A 23,053-nucleotide genomic window follows, 5' to 3' on the forward strand; every position below is an offset into this window, starting at 1 on the left:
TTCCGTTATCCCTGAATTAATTGCAGATGTTCCGCGACCGGGCCCAGTGCCAGCGCGGGGATGAACGTCAATGCGCCCACCAGCAAGACGGTGCCAATCAGCAGCGCGATAAACAGCGGACCGTGTGTTGGCAGCGTACCGTTGCCCACCGGCTGAATTTTCTTCGCCGCCAGCGAACCGGCAATCGCCAGCACCGGAATGATGATGCCGAAGCGCCCCACCAACATGCATAAGCCCAGCAGCAGGTTCCAGAACGGCGTGTTGGCGCTCAGTCCGGCAAAGGCGCTGCCGTTGTTGTTGGCCGCCGATGACACCGCATACAGCACTTCGCTAAAGCCGTGAATGCCCGGATTGGCCATGCCGGCGCGTCCGGCGTCGGTCATCATCGCCAGCGCAGTACCCAGCAGCACCAGCGTCGGCGTCACCAGAATCGCCAGCGCGGTCATCTTCATCTCCCACACGTCGATCTTTTTGCCCATGTACTCAGGTGTGCGACCGATCATCAACCCGGCGATAAACACGCCGAGCAGCACGAACAGCAGCATGCCGTACAGGCCTGCACCGACGCCGCCAAACACCACTTCACCCAGCTGCATCAACCACATCGGCACCATGCCGCCGAGCGCGGTGAAGGAGTCATGCATGGCGTTAACCGCACCGCACGATGCAGCGGTAGTGATAACCGCAAACAGGCTGGAGTTAAGGATGCCGAAGCGCGTCTCCTTGCCTTCCATGTTGATGGCGCTGTCCGCACCGAGCGCGAGGAAGTGCGGATTACCGCGCAGTTCGGCCCACATCACGGTAATGACCGCCAGCACGAACATGATGGTCATTGCCCACAGCAGCATGTGGCCCTGACGACGATCGCCCAGATGCTGACCAAAGGTGAAACAGAGCGCCGCCGGAATCAGGAAGATGCTCAGCATCTGCACGAAGTTGGTCAGCGCCGTCGGGTTTTCGAATGGATGCGCGGAGTTGACGTTGAAGAAACCGCCGCCGTTAGTGCCGAGCATTTTGATCGCTTCCTGCGACGCCACCGGGCCGAGCGGCAACGTCTGCTGCGCACCTTCCAGCGTGGTGAGCGCATGGTAAGGTTCGAAGGTTTGAATGCTGCCCTGACTCACGAAGAACAGCGCGACAACCACGCTGATTGGCAGCAGCACGTAAACGGTAATGCGCGTCAGGTCACGCCACGCATTGCCGAGCGTGGCCAGTGAACGGTTGGCGAAGCCACGAATCAGCGCAAACGCCACCGCGATGCCGGTCGCCGCCGACAGGAAGTTCTGCACCGTGAGGCCCGCCATCTGACTGAAATAGCTCAGCGTGCTTTCGCCAGCGTAGGATTGCCAGTTGGTGTTGGTGACGAAGCTGATGGCGGTATTGAGCGCCAAATCCCAGTTCAGATTCGGTAAGTGTTGTGGGTTGAGCGGCAGCGCGGCCTGCGACATCAAGATCAGCAGCAGCAAAATAAAACCGAGCGCGTTAAACAGCAGGATCGCCAGCAGATAATGCGGCCAGCGCATCGCTGCCCCGTCAGCACCGGCCAGTCGCCATAACGCGCGTTCCGCGCGCGGCAGCAGCGGCTTGTCGGCCACAAACAGGGCGAGGTAACGTCCCAGCGGTTGGGCCAGCACCATCAGCGCCAGCAGGAACACCGCAATCAGCAAGAATGCATTCGCAGCCATCAGAACGCCTCCGCATTAAGCAGGGCATAAATCAGGTAGCCCAGAAGAATAAACACCAGCACAATGCCAGCTATCACACCCACGCTCACAGCAACCTCCAGAGGATTTGGTAGTGCTGCAAGCATGCGCGGCGCGGTATAAAGAAGAGGTAAAAAGGCAGGAAGCTGGCGTAAAGAAAGTATAAAAATGGTGAAGAATTAGGCGCTTTCTAACGCCCAGATACGATTCAAATCGATGTTCTGCCACAATCCGCTGTCTTCCGCGCCGGTAATGCTATCGGTACAAAAGCTATCGCCGAGATCGAGCACTTCCGGTTTTACTTCACGCTGGCCGTGCAGCGACCAAAATACGTGAACTTTAGGCTTCAACAGCGATTTTTCACCCGCCTGCACCACCAGCGCCACGCGGCCAGATGCCAGTCGCACCAGCGATCCGACCGGATAGATGCCGATGGTACGCACGAAGGCGTGCAGCAAGGTGTTATCGAAATGCCCACGCCAGCTCAGCATGTTGTGCATCGCTTCGGCGGGTGTCCAGCCTTTGCGATAAGGGCGATTCGACGTGACGGCATCATAGACGTCGCACACCGATGCCATGCGCGCATAGAGCGAAATTTCATCGCCTTTCAGACCATGCGGATAGCCGTTGCCGTCATATTTCTCATGGTGATGCAGCGCGATATCCAGCAGATCTTCACCGGCGTTCGCTTCCATCAGTATCTGTGCGCCCACAATCGGATGCTGACGCATCACAGTGAACTCTTCATCGCTGAGCTTGCCGGGTTTGTTAAGAATCTCCAGCGGTACCGCCGCTTTACCCACATCGTGCAGCAAACCGCCCATACCAACGCGCCGCAGCTGATGTTCATCGAGGCCCATTTTTTTGCCGAGCGAGATCATCAAGCCACACACCGCCATCGAGTGCAGATAAGTGTAATCGTCGTGATTTTTCAGCCGCGCCACGCTCAGCAGCGCCGTAGGTTCACGCGTGATCGAACCGGCAATTTGATCGACCAGATCAAGAGTGTAATCGAGGTCGAGGCCCTGCCCCATGCGCGCCTCGTTAAACATCGCCAGCACTTGCGTTTTCCCCTGATTGAAGATGCTTTGTGCCTGATCCATCTCCAGGAAAAAGGGGGTTTTCGGCATATCTTTTTTCGGCGCAGGCGCAGCAGGTGCCTGAACCGATTTGTCGAGATCGATCCATAACTGCAGGATCCCCTCAGCGTGGATCATCGCGATCTGGCGTTTATCAGTGATCAGCATTTGGTTGCGAATGCGCTTATCCTTTACCCACCAAACCTCCAGTTTGTGGATAAACATGCCCTGCCGCAATTCGTCAACGTTAATCAGCTTTATCACGATATCGCTCCTTAATATCAGTGGATGGTAAGGAGGTATCGGCAGCTGAGCAAAAAACCTTCAGAGTGGATTTGTGCGATTGGTGAGGATTGCGAAATGGGTGCGCATAAATGCGCACCCTACGACAGTGCGGGCTTTCCTACGGGGTTGTAGGGTCGCCATTCATGGCGACCTGGCTTGAGACATCCTGCTCCTCGCCAACACGCTCTATCGGCCCCATCACCAGCAGGAACAACAGTGCGGCGACCACGCAGTGCGCACCGACAAATACTAACCCGATGCTGTAGCTGCCGGTTAAGCCGACGATGATGCCGAACAGCAGCGGCGTGATAAAACCGGCCATATTGCCGATGCCATTGAAGATTGCGCCCGCCAGGCCAACAGCTTCTTTCGGCGCAGTATCGCTGACAATGGTCCAGGTTCCGGCACCCGCCGCCACGCCCTTACCAAAGAAAGCGAACGACATAATGGCGATAATGCCGACATTGCTGGGAATGATCGCCGCCAGAATCAACGACGCCGCCATCAGCATGCCGACGATGTACGGCGCTTTACGCGCCCAGGAAAGACTCCAGCCATTCGCCAACAGCTTATCGGAGATATAACCGCCGCTGATACCGCCAAGAAAGCCGAATAGTGCCGGTGCGATGGTGGCAAAACCGGCATCCATAATGTTCATACCGCGCGCCTGCACCAGATAAATCGGGAACCAGGTGATGAAGAAATAGCTCAGCGCGATGGTGCAGTATTGGCCGATATAGGCGCACCACAGCATGCGGTTGCTGAGCAGCTTTTTGAACATCGCTTTGCTCAACGGCGGACGCGCTTTCAGCGTTTGCGCCGAATCGATATCCACCAGCGCACCGCCCTGCTCGATATAGCGCAGCTCCGCGTCCGATACCTGCGGATGGTGGCGCGGGCTGCGCATAAAGCCCATCCACACAAATACCGCCAGCACGCCAATGCCGCCCAGCACAAAGAACGGCCATTCCCAGCCGAAACGCGACACCAGCCAGCCTGACAGCGGTGAGAAGATGGCGACGGCAAAATATTGCGCCGAGGCGAAGAGTGAAGAGGCGCGGCCGCGCTCGGCGCTCGGGAACCACATGATTACCGCGCGCGCATTGGCGGGAAAACTCGGCGCCTCAATCAGCCCCAGCGCGAAGCGCAGCGCAAACATCAGCGTCAGCGCCATGGTTATGCCGCTGGAGAACTCGCCGACAAAGCCCATTAGCAAGGTGGAGATCGACCACAGCGCCAGCGTCACGCCATACACTTTTTTGGTACCGAAGCGATCGAGAAACAGTCCGCCGGGGATCTGGCCGATCACATAGGCCCAGCTAAATGCTGACAGGATCAGGCCAAGCTGGATCGCCGATAGCCCGAACTCATCTTTGATCGCCGATCCCGAGATCGACAGGATCGAACGGTCGGCATACGCCACCACGGAAAGAAACAGGATCAAGCCTAAGATCCCTACGCGTACGTGGCTGTTCTGTGGGCGATGTTTGGCTTTTTGCATGGGCTGATTCCTCAAATGAAGCGCGAGATGTCTTGCAGGAATACCGCTTTATTTCCATTGATTAGCAACTATAGGAAGCAGCTTCAGGCGCGGTCATTGTGCGATTGGAGGAATCGGCGAAGCGAAATAGCAATAGATTTGGTAACTGGCACAACGCGAGGTGCGGCGCCGCACAGAACACTAAATATCAGCGTGCGTTTGCACTGCAGTGTGCGCCAACTCTAAGAAAATCCTTCACAGCGCAACTATGAGCGCGCGAACAGAAAGCCCACCCGCGAGCAAAGTGTGCGCTTAGCAGCAAAATCCATCCTTGCTGATTGTCAGCCGCATGGCGGGCTCGTAGGCTAAAAATGATTTCATTGATCCATTTTAAATATCAATGAAACGTTCATTCTAATAATCAGCTTACTCTGGAGTCTGCGATGAAAACCTTCAAGGCGATGGTGTTGCTCGGCCTGCTCTCAACCTCAGCCTCAGCACTGGCGGAAAAAATTGGCGTCTCGATGGCCTATTTCGATCAAAATTTCCTCACCATTATTCGCCAGTCGATTGATAAAGAAGCCAAAGCGCGCGGACTCGACATTCAGTTTGAAGATGCACGCGGTGACGTTGGACGTCAGACCGATCAGGTGCAAAGTTTTATCGGTGCGGGCGTGGATGCCATCATCGTTGATCCGGTCGATTCTGCCAGCACGCCGCAGCTGACCAAGCTGGCGCAGCAGGCCAAAATTCCGTTGGTGTATGTGAATCGCACGCCGGGCGATAAATCGCTGCCGGCCGGCGTGGTGTTTGTTGGCTCCGACGAGCGTGAATCCGGCACCTTGCAGATGGAAGCATTAGCGAAAATGGCTAACTTCAAAGGCAACGTGGCGATCATGATTGGGAACCTGACCGATGCCGGTGCGCTGCAACGCACTAAAGACGTTGAGCAGGTGGTGGCGAAATATCCCGGCATGCAAGTGGTACAGAAACAGCCCGCCAATTACGCGCGCAACGAAGGCATGGATTTAATGAATAACTGGCTGGGCAACGATGAAGCGATTGATATCGTGGCGGCTAACAACGATGAGATGGCGATTGGTGCGGCAATGGCGCTGGCTAAAAGCAATAAAAAGGTGCTGATTGGCGGCATTGATGCCACGCCAGACGGCCTGAAAGCGCTGTCGCAGGACAAAATTCAGGTCACGGTGTTCCAGGATGCGGTTGGCCAGGGCAAGACATCGGTAGATGTGGCGCAGAAGCTGATCAAAGGCGAGAAAGTCGACTCACACGTGTGGATCCCGTTCGAGCTGGTGACCAAAGAGAATATGCAGAAGTACGTTGAAAAGAGTCAATGACAGGTTAACTTCGCGCGATAAATCGCGCCGCTACGAATGCGTGCAATGACTCTGTAGCGGCGCAATTTATTGCGCAAAATCATTCAGTTTTTAGCTGCGCCATCTGCACGATATCGTGATATTCGCCGTCGCGCAGGCACGCCTTACGCTTCACGCCTTCGCGCTCGAAGCCCAGCTTTTGATACAGGCGCAGCGCGCGTTCGTTATCGTGGAACACTTCCAGCTCAATGCGCATAATGCCGAGCCAGTTAAAGGCGTAATCCATCGCGTTACGGATCAGCTTTTCACCAATGCCGCGCCCGCCAAAGGCCGGATCGACGCTGATACCAAAACTGATGCTGTGGCGCGTACGCGGGCGCTGCTCAACAAACAACGTCAGTTCACCGACCATCGCGCCCTCGATTTCCGCCACAAAGCCGATATAACCCAGCTCATCCATCTTCTCGAATTTTTTCTGCCAGGTGGCCACGCTGGGGCACGGCAGCTGCGTGGTCCAGCGATAAACCTCAGGATGGCTATAAAGGCGTTGGTAGGCGGCGGCATCGCCCGGTTCGCGACCGCGAATGTGTAAATCCATGTCGGTAATCCCTTTTCACTTGCACTAAGCTGTTAACTCTCACCAATTTGGGAAGAGTGACTCTATGTTGTATCGCCGTTTTGAACGTTTTATCAATATTTTCCAGGATGCGCCAACCGATTCACCGCCCGCTAGCGTCTGGCCCTTCTACTTCTATTATCTGCGTCAGGTGTGGCCAAGCTTTGTCGCGCTGCTGATTGTCGGTCTGGCGCAGGCGCTGATCGAAGTGGCACTGTTCAGCTATCTCAGCCGTATCATCGATCTGGTGAATCACTCCACGCCCGCCACGCTGTTCAGCGATAACTGGCCGACGCTACTGTGGATGGGATTTGTGGCGATGATTCTGCGGCCCATTGTGATTGCCGCACACGATATGCTGGTGCATCAAAGCATTAACCCCAGTATGACCAGCATGATCCGCTGGCAGCATCATAACTACGTGCTGCGTCAAAGCCTGAACTTCTTCCAGAACGATTTTGCCGGGCGCATCGCCCAGCGCATTATGCAAACCGGTAACTCACTGCGTGATTCAGCGGTGCAGCTGGTGGATGCCATCTGGCACGTGGTGATTTATGCGGTAACCTCGCTAGTACTGTTCGCCGAAGCCGACTGGCGCTTAATGATTCCGCTGGTGATTTGGCTGGTGGCTTATAGCGTGTCGCTGAGTTTCTTTGTACCGCGCGTCAAACAGCGGTCGGTGGTGTCATCGGAAGCGCGCTCCAAACTGATGGGTACCATCGTCGATGGCTACACCAACATCGCCACTATCAAACTGTTCTCCCATAACGATCTGGAAAAACGTTACGCGCGTGAAGCGATTCAGGAGCAAACCGATAAAACCCAGCACGCCAGCCGCATGGTGACGACGATGGATATCACGCTCTCCACGTTGAATGGTCTACTGATTGTCAGCACCTCGGCGCTGGCGCTGTGGTTGTGGAGTCAGTCGCTGATCAGCGTCGGGGCGATTGCGCTGGCGACCGGTTTGGTGATCCGTCTGGTCAATATGTCCGGCTGGATCATGTGGGTGGTGAACGGCATCTTTGAGAACATCGGCATGGTACAGGATGGCCTGAACACCATTGCGCAGCCGTTGAGCGTACAGGATGAGCCGAATGCGAAGAAGATGCAGGTGACCCATGGCCAGATCCGCTTTGAAGATGTGCGTTTTGATTACGGCGGCAGCCGCCAGGTCATTGATCGCCTCAATCTCAACATCAAGCCGGGGGAGAAAATCGGCTTGATTGGCCCTTCCGGCGCCGGTAAATCCACCTTAGTGAATCTGCTGCTGCGACTGTATGACATCAACAGCGGCCGCATTGTGATCGACGATCACAACATCGCCGAAGTGACGCAAGAGAGTCTGCGCGGGCAGATCGGCATGATCACGCAGGACACATCGCTGCTGCACCGCTCAATTCGCGAAAACCTGCTGTATGGTCGTCCAGACGCGACGGAAGAGGAGTTGCAGACAGCGATTATCCGCGCGCGCGCCGACGAGTTTATTCCGCTGCTCTCCGATCCGCAGGGCCGCACCGGTTTGGATGCGCACGTTGGCGAGCGCGGCGTGAAGCTGTCGGGCGGTCAACGTCAGCGTATTGCCATCGCGCGGGTGCTGCTGAAAGATGCGCCGATTCTGATCATGGATGAAGCCACTTCCGCGCTGGATTCCGAGGTGGAAGCGGCGATTCAGGAGAGCCTGGAAACGCTGATGCAGGGCAAAACGGTGATTGCCATAGCGCACCGTCTTTCTACCATCGCCAAAATGGATCGTCTGGTGGTGCTGGAAAAAGGGCAGATTGTCGAGATGGGCAACCACCGCGAACTGCTGGCGCACGGCGGCTTGTACGCGCGCCTGTGGCAGCATCAGACCGGCGGTTTTGTCGGCGCGGATTAATCACCGCGTCGATACGGCAGGGCGTCGCGCGCTTCAATGGCCCAGGCGCGCACGCCCTCTCGTTCCTGCAGCAGAAAATCTGCCACCGCATCGCGTAAACCGGGGTGACACAAATAGTGCCACGAGTGCGTGATGTGCGGCTCAAAGCCGCGCACCAGCTTGTGTTCGCCCTGCGCGCCGGCATCAAAACGCTGCAAACCCTCCGCAATGGCAAAATCCATGCCCTGATAGAAGCAGGTTTCAAAATGCAGACGATCAAACTCCGCCAGACAGCCCCAATAACGACCATATAGCGTGTCGCCATCCACTAAGCAGAACGCCATCGCTGCCGGTTGCCCTTGTAGCGTTGAGATCACCACGCGAATCGAACGCGGCATGCGCGCGGCCAACAGGCTAAAGAAGTGGCGCGTCAGATACGGTCGCTGACCGCGCACTGCATAGGTATTGGCGTAACAGGTGTAAACGAAATCCCACTGATCTTCGCGCAGCTCATCGCCGCGATACCAGGTGAATTCAAAGCCGCTGCTCATCACCTGTTCACGCTCTTTGCGCAGCTGTTTGCGTTTGCGCGACATCAGCGTATCGAGGAAATCCTGGAAATCGCGGTAGCCTTTGTTGTGCCAGTGATACTGCAAACCAAGGCGTTCCAGCCATTCCGGCTGCTGTTGCATGATGTGGTTAGCGAACGGCGTGGTGAAGTTGATGTGCGCGCCGCTGAGGCCGTGCTCGAAAAGATTATCTGGCAGCGCGCTGAGCAGTTTCCGCACCGCCGGCTCATCGCCCAGCAAACGCGCGCCGGTCACCGGACTGAACGGAATCGCGCCCAGCCATTTCGGATAATAAGGAATGCCCGCCCGTTGGCAGGCATCCGCCCACGCGTGGTCAAACACATATTCCCCGCGCGAGTGGCGTTTACGATAGCCCGGCAGCGCCGCGCACACGGTGCCGTTTTCACGCCACAGCAGGTGATCGGGCTGCCAGCCGTTTTCAGGCCGCACGCTGCCGCTCTCTTCAAGTGACAAGAGAAAAGCGTGGCGTAAAAACGGTTGATCGTCAGGTAACAGCGCATCCCATTCGGCGGCGGCAATCTCCGCCAGCGACGACAGATGAAGCAAAGACATTCACGGCTCCCGGCCAGGTGAAAGCAAAAGTCTAGTTCAACAGGTTTTCCCGCGCGGGAAAAGGTGCAGCGCACTGAATGCGTAGTCGCGGGGCAATCGGGAAAAAGAGCGTCCTTCATACTGACCAACTAATTCCAAAATGGAAAAAATGAAAGCCATTTTGCCCTGATTATCACCAAAACAGCAGCACTGTATGCTCTCTTCATCACTTTAGAGGAGCAATGCAATGTTGGTAAACGGTAAATGGAGTGCAGAGTGGCATCCGGTGCAAGCCACCGATAAACAAGGCGGATTTGTACGCCAGACCTCAAGTTTCCGTCACTGGATCACGGCTGATGGTTCCAGCGAATTTGCCGCCGAGCCGGATCGCTATCACCTGTATGTGGCGCTGATTTGTCCGTGGGCCTCGCGCACGCTGCTGGCGCGTAGCCTGAAGGGATTGGAGAAGGCGATCAGCGTGTCGGTAGTTGAGCCGCAGCTCGGCGCGCAAGGCTGGCACTTTGGTGACTATCCTGGCGCCGATCGTGACTGGCTGAACAACGCCGAATACCTTCACGAACTCTATACCCGCGCCGATGCTGATTTCACCGGCCGCGCCACCGTGCCGGTGCTGTGGGATAAGAAAACGCAAACCATCGTCAGCAACGAGTCGGCTGATATTTTGCGCATGCTGAACAGCGGTTTCGGCAATCTGGCGGACGATCGCATCGATCTTTATCCCGAGGATCTGCGTGCTGAGATCGATGCGCTGAATGAATCGATCTATCCGCGTTTGAATAACGGCGTGTATCGCACCGGTTTCGCCACTACGCAGGTCAGTTATCAGCAGGCGTTTAACGATGTGTTTAGCCAGCTGGATGAGCTGGAGCAGCGCTTGCAGGATGGTCGCACTTTCCTGCTCGGCGAGCGCTTAACCGAAGCGGATATCCGCTTGTTCGTCACGCTGGTGCGCTTTGACGTCGCCTACCACGGCCTGTTTAAATGCAACCTGCGCCGCTTGAGTGACTATCCGCTGCTCGATCGCTATCTGAAGAGTATGCTGTCCCTCTCTGGCGTGCGTCAGACGGTCAATATTGATCATATCAAGCAGGGCTATTATTCGATTAAAGCGCTGAATCCCAACGGCATTGTACCGGTTGGCCCGGATATGTCGGCCTACGGTTTATAAGGAGCAGTGCGATGGCTAAAGCGTTAGTGATTTTTTTACATGGTGTGGGCAGCAACGGCAACGATCTGGCGGTGCTCGGCGAACATTGGGCACGCTTGCTGCCAGATGTGGCCTTTGCCTCGCCGAATGCGCCCTTTCCGTTTGAACATGCGATGGGTTATCAGTGGTTTAGCCTGACGGGTATCACGCCTGAAAACCGTCCGGCACGTGTTCGTGAAGCGCGCGCGGCCTTTGATACCACGCTGCAACAGCTGATGGCGCAGCACGACATGGCGGACGCGTGGGACAAAGTGATTCTGGTGGGCTTTTCGCAGGGTTCAATCATGGCGCTGGATGCATTGGCGTCTGGCCGTTATCCGCTGGCTGGCGTGGTGGCATTTGCCGGTCGTCTGGCGTTTGACGGCGCTTTAACGCCGCAGCCGTACACGCCCGCGCTGCTGATTCACGGCAAAGCGGATGATGTAATTCCATTTAGCGAGAGCGAATCGGCGACGCAGCGTTTGCTGCAGGCCGGCGTAACGGTGGAAGCACGTTATGAAGCGGCAACCGGCCACACCATTTCATCGCAGGGCGCGATGGATGCCGCCGGATTTATTGCCCAATGTTTGCAGGATTAAGGCCAGTAACGCGTTAACGCCTGCCACGCCTTATGCGCAGCCACGTCTGCTGGCTGCGCCTTCAATTCATCGTTAAACACTTCAATGCCGACCGGCCCGCGATAACCGGCGCTTTTCAGCTTATCCACAAAGCGCTCCACCTCGATGATGCCATCGCCGGGCAACAAGCGCTGATGACGCGCATACTCGCTGAGCGGCTGCTTTTCCTGCGGCGGCATTTCGGCCATATCGCACAGCTGCACTTCATAGATGCGATCGGCGGGAATGCCGTCCAGCTGCGAAGCATCGCCGCCTAACGCGCAAATGTGGAACAAATCGACCACTAAACCGATGTTCGGCTGATCCAATCTTTGCAGTCGCTCCCACGCCAGCGGCAGCGTGTTATCCACGCTGCACCACGCCATCGGCTCATACATAATGCGCATGTTGTAGCGCGCGGCTTCCGACGCCATCCAACGTAAATCTTCATCAATCCGCGATGCCACGCAATCTTCGCGCGTGCTGGCGGGTGCCTGAATGGTGTCGCAGCCAATAGATTGGGCAATCTGAATAAACTGGCGCAGCTCTTCGCGTTTTTGCTGGCGGTCGCGATCCGGCGCGCCGGTGAAATCGCGCAGCACCTGCACATTAGTGAAGCCAAGCTGCAACTGCGTTGCCTGATGTAACGTATTGGCCCGCACATCTTCACGCCAGATCTCAACCTGCTCGAAACCGGCGGTATGCGCAGCGCGCAGCTTCTCCTCAGGTTCACCGTTTAACAACACCAGGTTAAGGAATTTGGGGTTACGACTCATTACACAGCTCCTTAATCGTCCGGATAATCGGTGACAAATTCTGTGCGTCACACGCACAGAACGGCCATCAGTATCTACCTCTTAGTGGTTATTTCAAGCGTGACGGTTATCCCAGCAGATTTACCGCAGCAAAACCGGCAAAGGTCATGAGCAGAGAACCGATCACATGCACCATGACACTCGACATCGCCCAAAGGTATTTTCCTGATTGTAGCAGCCCGACAATTTCCGCCGAAAAAGTAGAAAACGTGGTTAAACCGCCACACAAGCCGGTAACAATCAGTAATTTCCAGAAGGGATCGATGTGGGGGTTGCGGACAAAAAAGGCCAGCGCGGCACCAATGATAAAGCCTCCCACCAGATTCACCATCAAGGTGCCCGGCGGCAGATTGGGGAACAGCGCGTTGAAACGTAATGAGATTAACCAGCGCAGCGAACAGCCCACCGCACCGCCAACGACAACCGCGAGTAACGACTTCAACATAGTTTGTAGCTCCTGAAATAAATTACGCGCAGGGCCGCGGCAGGACAGAAGAGCACCTGACACACCGCCGTCTCCCGCGCAGGGATACGAGTGTAGTCAGGCGTCATCAGCCGTCTGTTACCAGAACGGCGGTTGGGGAAGGTGGCACGCCATCACCTTAGGCGGGAGATAATACGCTGGCTGGGCAATACAGACAATATGATGAAAGAGGCACACAGCTGTAGCGGCGCGATTTATCGCGCATATCAATGGCGGCAGCGCGCCCAACTCAGAAATGCGCAATAAATTGCGCCGCTACGGTGTGTGCGAATATCAACGCTCGAAGTGAATCACGCCCTTAATCAGTTCGCGATTATTGATGACCTCGGCTTCAAAGGTCTCGGCCAGTGTGGAGAAGTCATAGTGACGATTGAGCATCATGTCGGCACGAAGCTGCCCGTTCGCCATCAGTTCGCGCACTTTAGCGAAATCTTCCAGCGTGGCGTTGCGGCTGCCCATCAGCGTGGTTTCCTTTTTGTGGAACTCAATATCCGGGATCACCAGATCGCCTTTGTGCAGGCCAACGAATACGATGGTGCCGCCGTGACGAATCAGTTTCACCGCCCCGTTCATCGCTGCTGGGCTACCCGTGGCATCGATCACTTTGCCGGCTAAACGTCCGCCAAACTCCGCTTTTAGCTGCGTTTCAAAATCGGCTTCTAACGGATTCACCGTCGCCAAACCCAGTTTCTGCGCGACATGCGCACGCCGCTGCTCGCTGGTATCAGCCACCACCACGTTTGCGCCCGCCGCCGCCGCAATCGCGGCCACGCCAAGACCAATTGGGCCAGCGCCCACCACCAAAACCTGCTCATCTGCCGCGACTGCCGCACGACGCACCGCATGCGCACTGATGGCGAAGGGTTCAATCAGCGCAGCAGCTTCGGGATCGACATCATCCACCGCCAGCAAATTGCTCGTTGGTACGCTGAGGAATTCGCAGAAACCGCCATCCTGATGCACACCAATCACCGAGATCTTTTCGCAGCAGTTGGTTTTGCCGCTTAAACAGGCATCGCACTGCTGGCAGGCAACATAGGGAATCAGCGCCACGCGCTGGCCCAGCCTGAAGCCGCTGGCCTCGCTGCCGAGTTCCACCACTTCGCCACACAGTTCATGCCCCAATACGCGTGGATAGCTGAAGAACGGCTGATTTCCGGCCCAGGCGTGAATATCGGTGCCGCAAATCCCGGCGGTGAGGGGTTTGATCAGAACGTCATTGGCGGCGGGCGTCGGCTTAGCGCGCTGCTGCCATACCATCTGGCGCGGTTCGGCGACCACCAGCGTTTTCATCGTTGTCATTGGCTTCTCCTGTGCTGTTGTCGCAGTTATGGCGAAAATCGTCGATTACAGCTTTTTGCGTGAGGGGAACTGTGAAGCCAACCGCTTTTTTTGGGCTTTGTATGGTTTTTAATAGATAAAAAACCGGAGCCACGCATGAGCCGCAGCCAGAACTTACGTCAGAACGTCATTAACCAAATGCTGGAAGGCATTGCCAAACGGCATATCCGTTCGCCCTTGCCGCCGCAGGCGGCGCTGGCCGAAATGTTCAACATCAGCCGCACCACGGTGCGCCATACTTTGCAGCATCTGCATGAGCGCGGCGTGCTAGAAAAGGTGGATGAAACCTACGTTATCGTGCGTGATCCCAGCGAAGAAGACGGTTTTAACGCCCTGACGCCGCCAATTGATCAACAGGCACTGCAATTTGAGCAGACCTTTTTCAATCTGATCAATCAGCGCCAGCTGGTACCGGGCGACACCTTTAGCGAGCTGCAACTGGCGCAGCAGGTGAAAGTCAGCCCGATTGTGGTACGCGAATTCTTGCTGCGCTTTATGCGTTATGACCTGCTGGAACCGGTGAAGCGTGGCCAATGGCGCATGAAGAAGTTCGATCAAAAGTATGCCGAGAACCTGTTTGAGCTGCGTGAAATGCTGGAAACGCACGCCCTTACCCGTTTTCTTAATCTGCCCTCGCAGGATGAGCGCTGGATGCAAGCGCGCGACCTGCTGGATCGCCATCGTTCGATGCGCGACACCCTCGCCAGCAATTATCGCCATTTCGCCGCGCTGGATAAGGAGATGCACACGCTGATTCTCTCCGCCGCCAACAATCCGTTTTTTAATCAGTCGCTGGAGATCATTTCGGTGATTTTTCATTCGCATTATCAATGGGATGAAACCGATCTTAAGCAACGCAATATCGTGGCGCTGGAGGAGCATATGGCGATTCTCACCGCGCTGATCAGCCGCCAGGATGTCGAAGCCTTGTGCGCCCTGCACAACCATCTCGGCACCGCCAAAACCTCGATGATCCGCTCTATCCGTCAGTACAATTAAAAACCGATTAAAAACCACAAAGCATTAGCTCCCGCACGAATCTGAAACATCTTCGCAACATCCCGATCTGATTGCTTCTAGTCTCGACATCAATCCGTTGAGGCAGCATCGTTTCGCTGCCCCAGGATCCCACTCAAACGCATAACGATAAGTACCCAGATCCGGGAGGTTGCAATGGAAAATACTTCAGCTCGTGGCCGCGAAAACGCGCCACAACCCGCTGCGGACGGGCAAGATTTTATCCCGGCGCGCAGTGATGTGGTGCGCTCACCGCGCATCAAAAAGATTCAGGTCACCGCCATGTTGCTGCTGCTGTTTGCCGCCATGATTAACTACCTCGACCGCAGTTCGCTATCGGTCGCCAATATGACCATCCGCGGCGAACTGGGCTTATCCGCTACCGAAATTGGTGTGCTGCTGTCTGCCTTCTCGCTGGCTTATGGCCTTGCACAACTGCCGTGCGGTGCGCTGCTCGACCGCAAAGGGCCGCGCATTATGCTGGCGATTGGCATGTTCTTCTGGTCGCTGTTCCAGGCCGCCGCCGGTTTGGTGCATAACTTTACCCAATTTATTTTGGTGCGCATCGGTTTAGGTATTGGTGAAGCGCCGATGAACCCGTGCGGCGTGAAGGTGATCAACGACTGGTTCAATATCAAAGATCGCGGCATGCCGATGGGCATGTTTAACGCCGCCTCGATGATTGGGTTATCCATCGCGCCACCTATTCTGGCGGCAATGATGATGGTGATGGGCTGGCGCGGCATGTTTGTCACCATCGGCGTGCTCGGCATGTTCCTCGCCGTTGGCTGGTATCTGATGTACCGCGACCGCGACAACAGTAAGTTGAGCGGTGAAGAGATTCACTATTTGCAGGCGGGCAGCGTGGCGTCACGTAAAGAGCCGCTGAGTTTTGCCGAGTGGCGCGGGCTGTTCAAGCAGCGCACCATGTGGGGCATGATGATTGGCTTCAGCGGCATCAACTACACCGCGTGGCTGTACATCGCCTGGCTGCCGGGCTATCTGCAATCGACGTATAACCTCGACCTGAAAAGCACCGGTTTACTGGCCGCGATTCCATTCCTGTTCGGCGCGGCAGGCATGCTGCTGAACGGTTATGTGGTCGATGCGCTGGTACGTCGTGGTCATGATGCGGTCAAGGTGCGTAAGGTCTCTATCGTGTCTGGTATGCTGCTTTCCGCTGCGTTTACCGCCTTTGTTACCCGTGCCACCGACACCACCAGCGCCGTCACTATGATTGGTATGGCGCTGTTTTGCATCCACTTTGCGGGGACATCGTGCTGGGGTTTGATTCACGCCAACGTGACGGCGCGTATGACGGCCTCGGTCGGCAGCATCCAGAACTTCGCCAGCTTCGTGTTCGCTTCGTTCGCGCCGGTGATCACCGGTTGGGTGCTGGATACCACCAAGTCATTTAGCCTGGCATTGATGATTTGCGCCGGTGTGACGGTGGTGGGTGCGCTGGCGTATTTGCTGCTGGTACGTAAACCGATTACCGATGGGGTTTGATTCGGAGCGGGATGCGGGACGGTCGCCATAAATGGCGACCCTACGGGTTTTGTAGGGTGCGCATTTATGCGCACCAGCAATAGGCGTTATGCCGGGCGGGTGAAAAACTGCGATTCACACTGGCGCGCAATCTCCCACAGCTTGTTGCGAATCACCTGTTTTAGCTGCAGCGTCGATTGCGACTGCGGCTGATCGCGGCGACTGATCAACATCACTTCAAACGGTAGCGGCTGCGCTACCGGCAATAGCTTAAGCTGATCGGCATAGCGGCAGGCGGTGAACAGATCGACAATCCCCACGCCGCCGCCCGCCAGCACCATATCGGCAATCACCGAATAGGTTTTGATCGACAGCGATACCGCCGGATTCAGCCCTTTATCGCGCAGCGCGCGGTGCAGCACGCGACCCAGCGGATCCTGATTTTGCATCATCAGCAGGTTGTTGGCGCACAGCCACTCCAGCGTCACCGGCTCATTGTGAGTGTGATCGCGGGGTAGTAACGCCACCATCGACGACTGAAACAGCGGCTCTGCCAGTAAATCCGCCTCCACCTGCTGACCAAACACCAGCGCGAAATCGAGCTGGTTATCAATGATCATGCGACACAAGGTGCTGAAGTGCTCGGTGACCAACTCCACGCTGACCGACGCCGCCTGTTGTCGCCAGTTCACCAGCGCCGGTGCCAACACCATCTGTCCAAACGCGTGTGCAGCGCCGACGCGCACCGTTTGCCCTTCACCGCGTCGCAGTTGTTCGGTTAACTGGGTAATCGCCTGTAAACGTTGGTAGATATCTTCCACTTCCGGTAGCAAGCGCCGCCCTTCTGCGGTGACGATCATCCCCTGCGCGCGCCGTTCAAACAGTGCAAAACCGAGCTGCTGCTCGGCGTGATTCAGCACGCGGCTGACATTCGGCTGCGAGACATTTAGCAAGCGCGCTGCCGCGCTGATGCTGCCGGTCTGCACAATCGCCTGAAACACTTCAATATGCCGCAGCCGCATGATTATTCGCCCCAGGTGGCTTCAAGCACGCGCAGCCAGTTGCCGTGGCAAATCTTCTCAAGCAGCTCGCGTGAATAGCCGCGCGCTGCCAGCGCCTGCACCAGCAGCGGGAATCCGGCCACGTCTTTCAGATCGCCCGGCATGGTTGCGCCATCCAGATCCGAACCAAACCCGACGCCATCTTCCCCCACTTTTTCCAGCAAATATTCAACATGACGCACGATGGCATCGACACCGGTTGGCGCATGGCGATCGCCGTCTTCCCGCAGGAACGGCACCGCAAAATTGACGCCAACAAAGCCGTTGGTTTCGGCAATCGCCGCCAGCTGGCGATCGGTGAGATTACGCGACTGCGCACTGATCACATGCGCATTGGAGTGGCTCGCCACTAGCGGTGCATCGCTGATCTCAGCGGTATGCCAGAAGCCTTTCTCATCCATGTGCGACAGATCGACCATGATGCGGCGGCGATTACAGTCGCGCACCAGCTGCTTGCCCGCCTCGGTCAGTCCGTTACCGATATCCGGCGACGAGGGATAAAGAAACGGCACGCCGTCGCCAAACTGATTCGGACGGCTCCACAGCGGCCCCAGCGTGCGTAAACCGCTGGCATAGAGCATATCGAGCAGCTCGCCGTGGGTATCCAGCGCTTCCGCCCCTTCGACGTGCATCACCACCGCTAACACCTTGTTTGCCATGCAGTGGCGAATATCGCGCACGCTGCGGCAAATCTTCACCTGCCCGTTCGAGGCCTGCTCAATGCGCAGCAGCAGCGCCAGCATAGAAAAGGTGGCGTCGCGCGCTGAGTTGATAATTTCCTGAGGAAAATCTGCGAGGTCTGGCGCACTTCTTGCAATCAGAGGGTGGGACGGCACCCAGGTGGCGAAAATGCCACCTAACATCTTTCCCTGACGGATGCGCGGAAAGTCCATTTGGCCGTTTTTGCAGCCAGTGAAAAATGCATTCACCGCGTCCGGCTGATGGTGCTGCCACAGCTTATTCAGCACATCGTTATGGCCGTCAAAGACCGGAATATCGCAGATCGACGAGTCAGACATGTTGTTCGGTTCCATGTTCAGAGAAAGGCGCGCACTGCCAGCTGGCGGAGCAAATTGCACCAAAACGGGGCGCGTGAAACAAAGGGTTTAGCGTCGGTATTAATCCTCCCGCACGGGCGGAAAGTCAAGACATAAAAATGCAAAATAACAATTTTTTATTTTAATTATCAATCAGTTGGGAGTTTACATGGTTACCAGAAGACGTTTTCTTGCAGGATGCACCGCTGTACCTGTTGTTTCCTACCTCAGCCTGAATTCGGCCTTTGCCGCTACGCCGCCGACCATGTTGGTGATGGCAATGCAGCTCGATAACATCACCAGTCTGGATCCGCATGAAAGCTTCGAAGCCACCGGCGGCCAGATCTGCGGCAACCTGTATCAACGTCTAGTTACGCCGGATCCAAAGCAAGCCGACAAAGTGATTGGCCAGTTGGCAAAAAGCTGGGAGGTCAGCAGCGATAACAGCACCTACACCTTCCACCTCGATCCTGCGGCAAAATTCGCCGATGGCTCGCCGCTCACCGCAGAAGATGTGGCGTTTTCCATTGAACGCATCGTCAAGCTGGATAAAAGCCCGGCCTTTATTATCAACCAGTTCGGTTTTACCAAAGACAACGTGACGCAGCTGGTCACCGCGAAAGATGCGCATACCGTTGAGATGAAACTTGGCGCGCCGGCAGCAGAAAGCTTCCTGCTGTATTGCTTGTCCGCCACCGTTGGCTGCGTGGTGTCGAAGAAAGCCTGTCTGGCGAACCAGCAGAACAACGATTTCGGCAACGGCTGGCTGAAACAGCACAGCGCCGGCTCAGGCGCCTTTACCCTGCGCACCTGGAACGCCAGCGAAACGGTGATTCTGGAACTGAGCCCGCAATTTACCGCGCAGAGTAAAATCAAACGCGTGATCCTCAAACATATCGCCGACCCGGCCGCACAGGCGCTGATGCTGAAAAAAGGCGATGTGGATGTGGCCTACGATCTCACCACCGAACAGCTGCTGCCGCTGCAAAATGACAGCTCAGTGTCGCTGGTGAAAGAGCGTTTGTCGGCGATCATGCTGATGTCGTGCAACACCACCCATGAACTGCTAAAAAAACCGCAGGTATGGCAAGCGTTGAAGTGGGCGTTGGATTACGAAAGCATCCAGAAAAATATCCTGTCACAGACCTATTCCGTGCATCAAAGCTTCCTGCCCGGCGGTTTCCCGGCGGCGCTGGATGACACGCCGTTCCACAAAGATGTCGCCAAAGCCAAAGCGTTGCTGGCAGAAGCCGGTTACCCGGACGGTTTCGAGATCACGCTTGATCACTACTCGATGCAGCCGTATCCCGATATCGCGCAAGCGGTGCAAACGCAGTTGGGCGCAATTGGCATCAAAGTGTCGCTGATTGCTTCCGAAAACCGTCAGGTGCTCACCAAGATGCGTGCGCGTCAGCATCAGCTGGCTATCACGTCCTGGGGCGCGGATTACTTCGATCCCAACTCCAACACCGAAGCATTCTGCGTCAATACCGATAACAGCACCAATGCGCGCAACCGCACGCTGGCATGGCGCTGCGGCTGGTCGGACGATGAATTCAACCAGCTGACCGTGCAGGCGCTGCACGAGCCGGATCCGGCGAAACGCATTGCGTTGTACGAACAGATTCAGCGTCTGCATCGCGAAAAGAGTCCGTTCATTCCGATGATGCAGCAGGTGCAGACCACCGCCTGCGGCAAGAACATCACCGACGTACACATGACCGTGCTGGAGCAGTGGCCGTATGCGCAGGTGAAAAAAGCCTGATGCCGTTACTGAAGAGAATCGTCAGCACGCTGGGAAGCCTGGTGCTGACGCTGTTTGGCCTGTCGGTGTTGACCTTTTTCATCGGCCGCGTCATGCCCACCGATCCGGTGCTGGCGGCGGTCGGCGATAACGCACCGCAATCGGTCGTTGAGCGTGTGCGGGCGGAAATGGGGCTGGATCAGCCCCTTTACGTGCAGTTTGGTCACTACCTCAATCAACTGCTGCATGGCGATCTCGGTAAATCGATTCTCACCTCGAATCCGGTGCTCACCGACATCGCCCGCTTCTTCCCCGCCACCATGGAACTGGCGACGGCCGCCATCATCATCGCGGCGCTGGTGGGCATTCCGCTCGGCGTATGGGCGGCGGTGCGTCAAAGTTCGTGGGTCGACCAAACCATTCGCGTGATCTGTCTCGCAGGCCATTCACTGCCGGTATTCGTGCTGGCGCTGCTGAGCTTGCTGGTGTTCTACGCGGTGCTCGGCATTGCGCCCGGCCCCGGACGGCAGGACATCATCTGGCAGGATATGGTGCCGCAGGTCACCGGCTTCCTCACCATCGATTCGCTGCTGGCGGGTGAGGTTGACGCCTTCTGGGATGCGCTGGCGCACATGGCGCAGCCGGTGCTGATTCTGGCCTATTTCAGCATGGCCTACATCACCCGCATGACGCGCACCTTTATGCTCAACGCCTTAAGCGGCGAGTTTGTGATTACCGCACGCGCCAAAGGCTTGTCGTCACGGCGGGTGATCTGGCGGCATGCCTTTCCCACCGTGGCGGTGCAGCTGGTGACGGTGCTGGCGTTAACCTACGCCGGGTTGCTGGAAGGCGCGGTGGTCACAGAAAACGTCTTCGCCTGGCCTGGCCTCGGCCAATATCTCACCACCTCGCTGATGAATGCTGACATGAATCCGGTGGTCGGCGCGACCTTGTTAGTCGGCACCGTGTATGTGCTGCTCAATCAGCTGGCTGACCTTCTCTATCGACTTTGGGACCCGCGCGTAAAATGATCTTCTTCTCTCGTGACTGGCTGCTCGACGACACGCCAGCCAACCGTCGCCAGGCGGTGTGGGGCCGACGCTATCGTCTGTGGCTCACCCTGCGCAGCAATCCATTGGCGATGGCCGGCTTGTTGGTGGTGGCCGTCATGCTGCTGCTGGCGCTGTTTGCGCCGTGGCTGACACCGTTTGATCCCGGTGTGCAGCATCTGGAAAACCGCCTCGCTGCGCCTTCTGTCACGCACTGGCTCGGCACCGATGAATTGGGGCGCGATGTCTGGACGCGCATTATCTACGGCGGCCGCACCACGCTAGGCATGGTGATCGCCGTGGTGCTGCTGACCGCGCCGCTCGGCCTGCTGATTGGCTGTATCGCCGGTTACGCCGGTGGGTTCATCGATAAAGCGCTGATGCGCATCACCGATATTTTTCTCGCCTTTCCGCGTTTGATTCTGGCGCTGGCGTTTGTCGCCGCACTGAAACCGGGTGTCGAGAGCGCGATTCTGGCGATTGCCCTGACGTCGTGGCCGCCGTATGCGCGTCTGGCACGCGCCGAAACCCTGCAGTTCCGCCACAGCGATTTTATCGCCGCCAGCCGTCTGACCGGCGCTTCGCCGCTGCGCATCATTTTGCGCCATATCATGCCGCTGTGCGTGCCGAGCCTGATTGTGCGCATTACGCTGGATATGAGCTCCATTATCATCACCGCCGCCAGCCTCGGCTTTCTCGGCATGGGCGCGCAGCCGCCGTCACCGGAATGGGGCACGATGATCGCCACCGCGCGTCGCTTCCTGTTCAGCGAGTGGTGGGTGCCGCTGATGCCCTGTATCGCGATTTTTCTGACGTCACTGGCGTTCAACTTTCTCGGCGACGGTCTGCGCGACGTGCTGGATCCCAAGGAGCGCTAAATGTTGGTAGAAATTAGTAATCTGCGCATTGCCTTTCGCTCACGCAGCGAAACCTTTGAAGCGGTGCGCGGCGTCAGTTTTAGCGTGGGCCACGAGAAGTTTGCCATTGTCGGCGAAAGCGGCTCCGGCAAATCACTGACCGCGCGCAGCCTGATGCAGTTACTGCCGGGCAATGCCGAAGTCAGCGCCGACGTGCTGCGCTTTGATGGCATCGATCTGCGCGGTGCCAGCGAAAAAGTGATGCGGAAAATTCGCGGCAAGCGCGTCGGTTTTATCCTGCAGGACCCGAAATATTCACTTAATCCGGTGATGACCATTGGTCAGCAAATTGCCGAAGCCTGGCGCGAGCACAAAGGCGGCAGCCACAAAGCGGCGATGCAGGCGGCGGTTGAACTGCTGGAACAGGTGAAGATTCGCGATCCCGCAGCCGTGGCAAAACGCTATCCGCATGAAGTCTCCGGCGGCATGGGCCAGCGCGTGATGATTGCCATGATGCTGGCACCCGATCCGGAACTGTTGATCGCCGATGAACCCACCAGCGCGCTGGATGCCACGGTGCAGGCCGACATCCTTAAGCTGATTGACGAGTTAGTGTCAGCGCGCGGCATGGGGCTGATCCTGATTAGCCACGATCTGCCGCTGGTATCGCACTTCTGCGATCGCGTGGCGGTGATGTACGGCGGCCGCATCGTTGAATTGCTGGATGCCGGACAATTGCAGCAGGCACAGCATCCGTATACGCGCGGTTTGCTGGCGTGTTTGCCGTCGTTGCGTCATCCGCGTGAGCGTTTACCCGTACTGCAGCGCGATGCCGCGTGGCGGGAATAATTGGCCAG

The 23,053-nt window shown here is 56.8% G+C and carries 21 protein-coding genes and 1 riboswitch; of the genes, 10 read left to right on the top strand and 11 right to left on the bottom strand.

The annotated features are described in order from the left end of the window. Positions 1-5 precede the first annotated feature (5 nt). From kdpA to AC6I8K_RS17875, 4 genes are all read right to left on the bottom strand, one after another. The gene (gene kdpA / locus AC6I8K_RS17860) at positions 6-1,685 is read right to left on the bottom strand and encodes a potassium-transporting ATPase subunit KdpA (protein ID WP_497827152.1); all 1,680 of its coding nucleotides are present in this window, start codon (positions 1,683-1,685) and stop codon (positions 6-8) included. After that, positions 1,685-1,774 carry a K(+)-transporting ATPase subunit F gene (gene kdpF / locus AC6I8K_RS17865; protein WP_100701897.1) on the bottom strand — a complete coding sequence of 30 codons (90 nt, stop codon included), beginning with the start codon at positions 1,772-1,774 and terminating at the stop codon, positions 1,685-1,687. The genes kdpA and kdpF overlap by 1 nt, the downstream gene beginning before the upstream one ends. A 108-nt stretch (positions 1,775-1,882) precedes the next feature. Beyond that, positions 1,883-3,046 carry an HD-GYP domain-containing protein gene (locus AC6I8K_RS17870; RefSeq protein ID WP_064741296.1) on the bottom strand — a complete coding sequence of 388 codons (1,164 nt, stop codon included), beginning with the start codon at positions 3,044-3,046 and terminating at the stop codon, positions 1,883-1,885. A 139-nt stretch (positions 3,047-3,185) separates the two neighbouring features. Next, positions 3,186-4,568, bottom strand: a complete 1,383-nt coding sequence (locus tag AC6I8K_RS17875) for an MFS transporter (protein ID WP_483816400.1) — start codon at positions 4,566-4,568, stop codon at positions 3,186-3,188. A 422-nt stretch (positions 4,569-4,990) separates the two neighbouring features. On the opposite strand from AC6I8K_RS17875, the gene AC6I8K_RS17880 reads away from it, so the two are divergent. Then, positions 4,991-5,905: a sugar ABC transporter substrate-binding protein gene (locus AC6I8K_RS17880; protein ID WP_483816401.1), complete on the top strand. Its 915-nt coding sequence runs from the start codon at positions 4,991-4,993 to the stop codon at positions 5,903-5,905. Positions 5,906-5,984: 79 nt separating this feature from the next. On the opposite strand, the gene AC6I8K_RS17885 is transcribed toward AC6I8K_RS17880, so the two are convergent. Continuing rightward, positions 5,985-6,482, bottom strand: a complete 498-nt coding sequence (locus AC6I8K_RS17885; RefSeq protein ID WP_064741299.1) for a GNAT family N-acetyltransferase — start codon at positions 6,480-6,482, stop codon at positions 5,985-5,987. Positions 6,483-6,546: 64 nt separating this feature from the next. On the opposite strand from AC6I8K_RS17885, the gene AC6I8K_RS17890 reads away from it, so the two are divergent. After that, a complete protein-coding gene (locus AC6I8K_RS17890; RefSeq protein ID WP_497827153.1) occupies positions 6,547-8,379 on the top strand; it encodes an ABC transporter ATP-binding protein in 1,833 nt (610 codons plus the stop codon). On the opposite strand, the gene AC6I8K_RS17895 is transcribed toward AC6I8K_RS17890, so the two are convergent. Further along, complete coding sequence (locus AC6I8K_RS17895) at positions 8,376-9,500, bottom strand: GNAT family N-acetyltransferase (RefSeq protein ID WP_497827154.1); 1,125 nt, start codon at positions 9,498-9,500, stop codon at positions 8,376-8,378. The two genes, AC6I8K_RS17890 and AC6I8K_RS17895, sit on opposite strands and share 4 nt — an antisense overlap. A gap of 226 nt (positions 9,501-9,726) precedes the next feature. Between AC6I8K_RS17895 and AC6I8K_RS17900 the strand changes: the two genes are divergently transcribed. Both AC6I8K_RS17900 and AC6I8K_RS17905 read left to right on the top strand, forming a co-directional pair. Continuing rightward, positions 9,727-10,668, top strand: a complete 942-nt coding sequence (locus tag AC6I8K_RS17900) for a glutathione S-transferase family protein (protein ID WP_497827155.1) — start codon at positions 9,727-9,729, stop codon at positions 10,666-10,668. An 11-nt stretch (positions 10,669-10,679) separates the two neighbouring features. After that, complete coding sequence (locus AC6I8K_RS17905; RefSeq protein WP_497827156.1) at positions 10,680-11,285, top strand: alpha/beta hydrolase; 606 nt, start codon at positions 10,680-10,682, stop codon at positions 11,283-11,285. Here the strand turns inward: AC6I8K_RS17905 and AC6I8K_RS17910 are convergent. The 3 genes from AC6I8K_RS17910 to AC6I8K_RS17920 form a co-directional block, all read right to left on the bottom strand. Beyond that, entirely contained in the window at positions 11,282-12,079 is a 798-nt protein-coding gene (locus AC6I8K_RS17910; RefSeq protein WP_497827157.1) for a sugar phosphate isomerase/epimerase family protein, read from the bottom strand. The two genes, AC6I8K_RS17905 and AC6I8K_RS17910, sit on opposite strands and share 4 nt — an antisense overlap. Positions 12,080-12,185: 106 nt before the next feature. Next, positions 12,186-12,563, bottom strand: a complete 378-nt coding sequence (gene crcB / locus AC6I8K_RS17915; RefSeq protein ID WP_483816405.1) for a fluoride efflux transporter CrcB — start codon at positions 12,561-12,563, stop codon at positions 12,186-12,188. A 90-nt stretch (positions 12,564-12,653) separates the two neighbouring features. Continuing rightward, positions 12,654-12,729: riboswitch (Fluoride riboswitch) on the bottom strand. Between the two features lie 146 nt (positions 12,730-12,875). Then, a complete protein-coding gene (locus AC6I8K_RS17920) occupies positions 12,876-13,904 on the bottom strand; it encodes a zinc-binding alcohol dehydrogenase family protein (RefSeq protein ID WP_497827158.1) in 1,029 nt (342 codons plus the stop codon). A gap of 135 nt (positions 13,905-14,039) precedes the next feature. Here AC6I8K_RS17920 and AC6I8K_RS17925 point away from each other — a divergent pair, with 135 nt between their 5' ends. Continuing rightward, positions 14,040-14,942 (top strand): GntR family transcriptional regulator, encoded by a 903-nt coding sequence (locus tag AC6I8K_RS17925; protein ID WP_497827159.1) that lies wholly within the window; start codon positions 14,040-14,042, stop codon positions 14,940-14,942. 174 nt (positions 14,943-15,116) lie between these two features. After that, the gene (locus AC6I8K_RS17930) at positions 15,117-16,469 is read left to right on the top strand and encodes an MFS transporter (protein ID WP_064741308.1); all 1,353 of its coding nucleotides are present in this window, start codon (positions 15,117-15,119) and stop codon (positions 16,467-16,469) included. Between the two features lie 86 nt (positions 16,470-16,555). Here AC6I8K_RS17930 and AC6I8K_RS17935 read toward each other — a convergent pair whose 3' ends face one another. Both AC6I8K_RS17935 and AC6I8K_RS17940 read right to left on the bottom strand, forming a co-directional pair. After that, positions 16,556-17,470 (bottom strand): LysR family transcriptional regulator, encoded by a 915-nt coding sequence (locus AC6I8K_RS17935; RefSeq protein WP_483816408.1) that lies wholly within the window; start codon positions 17,468-17,470, stop codon positions 16,556-16,558. 2 nt (positions 17,471-17,472) lie between these two features. Further along, positions 17,473-18,528: a dipeptidase gene (locus AC6I8K_RS17940; protein WP_483816409.1), complete on the bottom strand. Its 1,056-nt coding sequence runs from the start codon at positions 18,526-18,528 to the stop codon at positions 17,473-17,475. 187 nt (positions 18,529-18,715) lie between these two features. Between AC6I8K_RS17940 and AC6I8K_RS17945 the strand changes: the two genes are divergently transcribed. Genes AC6I8K_RS17945 through AC6I8K_RS17960 form a run of 4 tightly spaced genes read left to right on the top strand, consistent with a single transcriptional unit; the run spans position 18,716 to position 23,045 of the window. After that, entirely contained in the window at positions 18,716-20,311 is a 1,596-nt protein-coding gene (locus AC6I8K_RS17945; protein ID WP_483816410.1) for an ABC transporter substrate-binding protein, read from the top strand. Further along, the gene (locus AC6I8K_RS17950; RefSeq protein ID WP_483816411.1) at positions 20,311-21,321 is read left to right on the top strand and encodes an ABC transporter permease; all 1,011 of its coding nucleotides are present in this window, start codon (positions 20,311-20,313) and stop codon (positions 21,319-21,321) included. Before AC6I8K_RS17945 ends, AC6I8K_RS17950 begins: the two co-directional genes overlap by 1 nt. Further along, complete coding sequence (locus AC6I8K_RS17955) at positions 21,318-22,217, top strand: ABC transporter permease (protein ID WP_064741313.1); 900 nt, start codon at positions 21,318-21,320, stop codon at positions 22,215-22,217. Before AC6I8K_RS17950 ends, AC6I8K_RS17955 begins: the two co-directional genes overlap by 4 nt. Next, positions 22,218-23,045: an ABC transporter ATP-binding protein gene (locus tag AC6I8K_RS17960; protein ID WP_064741314.1), complete on the top strand. Its 828-nt coding sequence runs from the start codon at positions 22,218-22,220 to the stop codon at positions 23,043-23,045. The last annotated feature ends 8 nt before the right edge of the window (positions 23,046-23,053 follow it).

The sequence above is a fragment of the Pantoea sp. X-Soil-ISGK-421 genome (assembly GCF_059730785.1).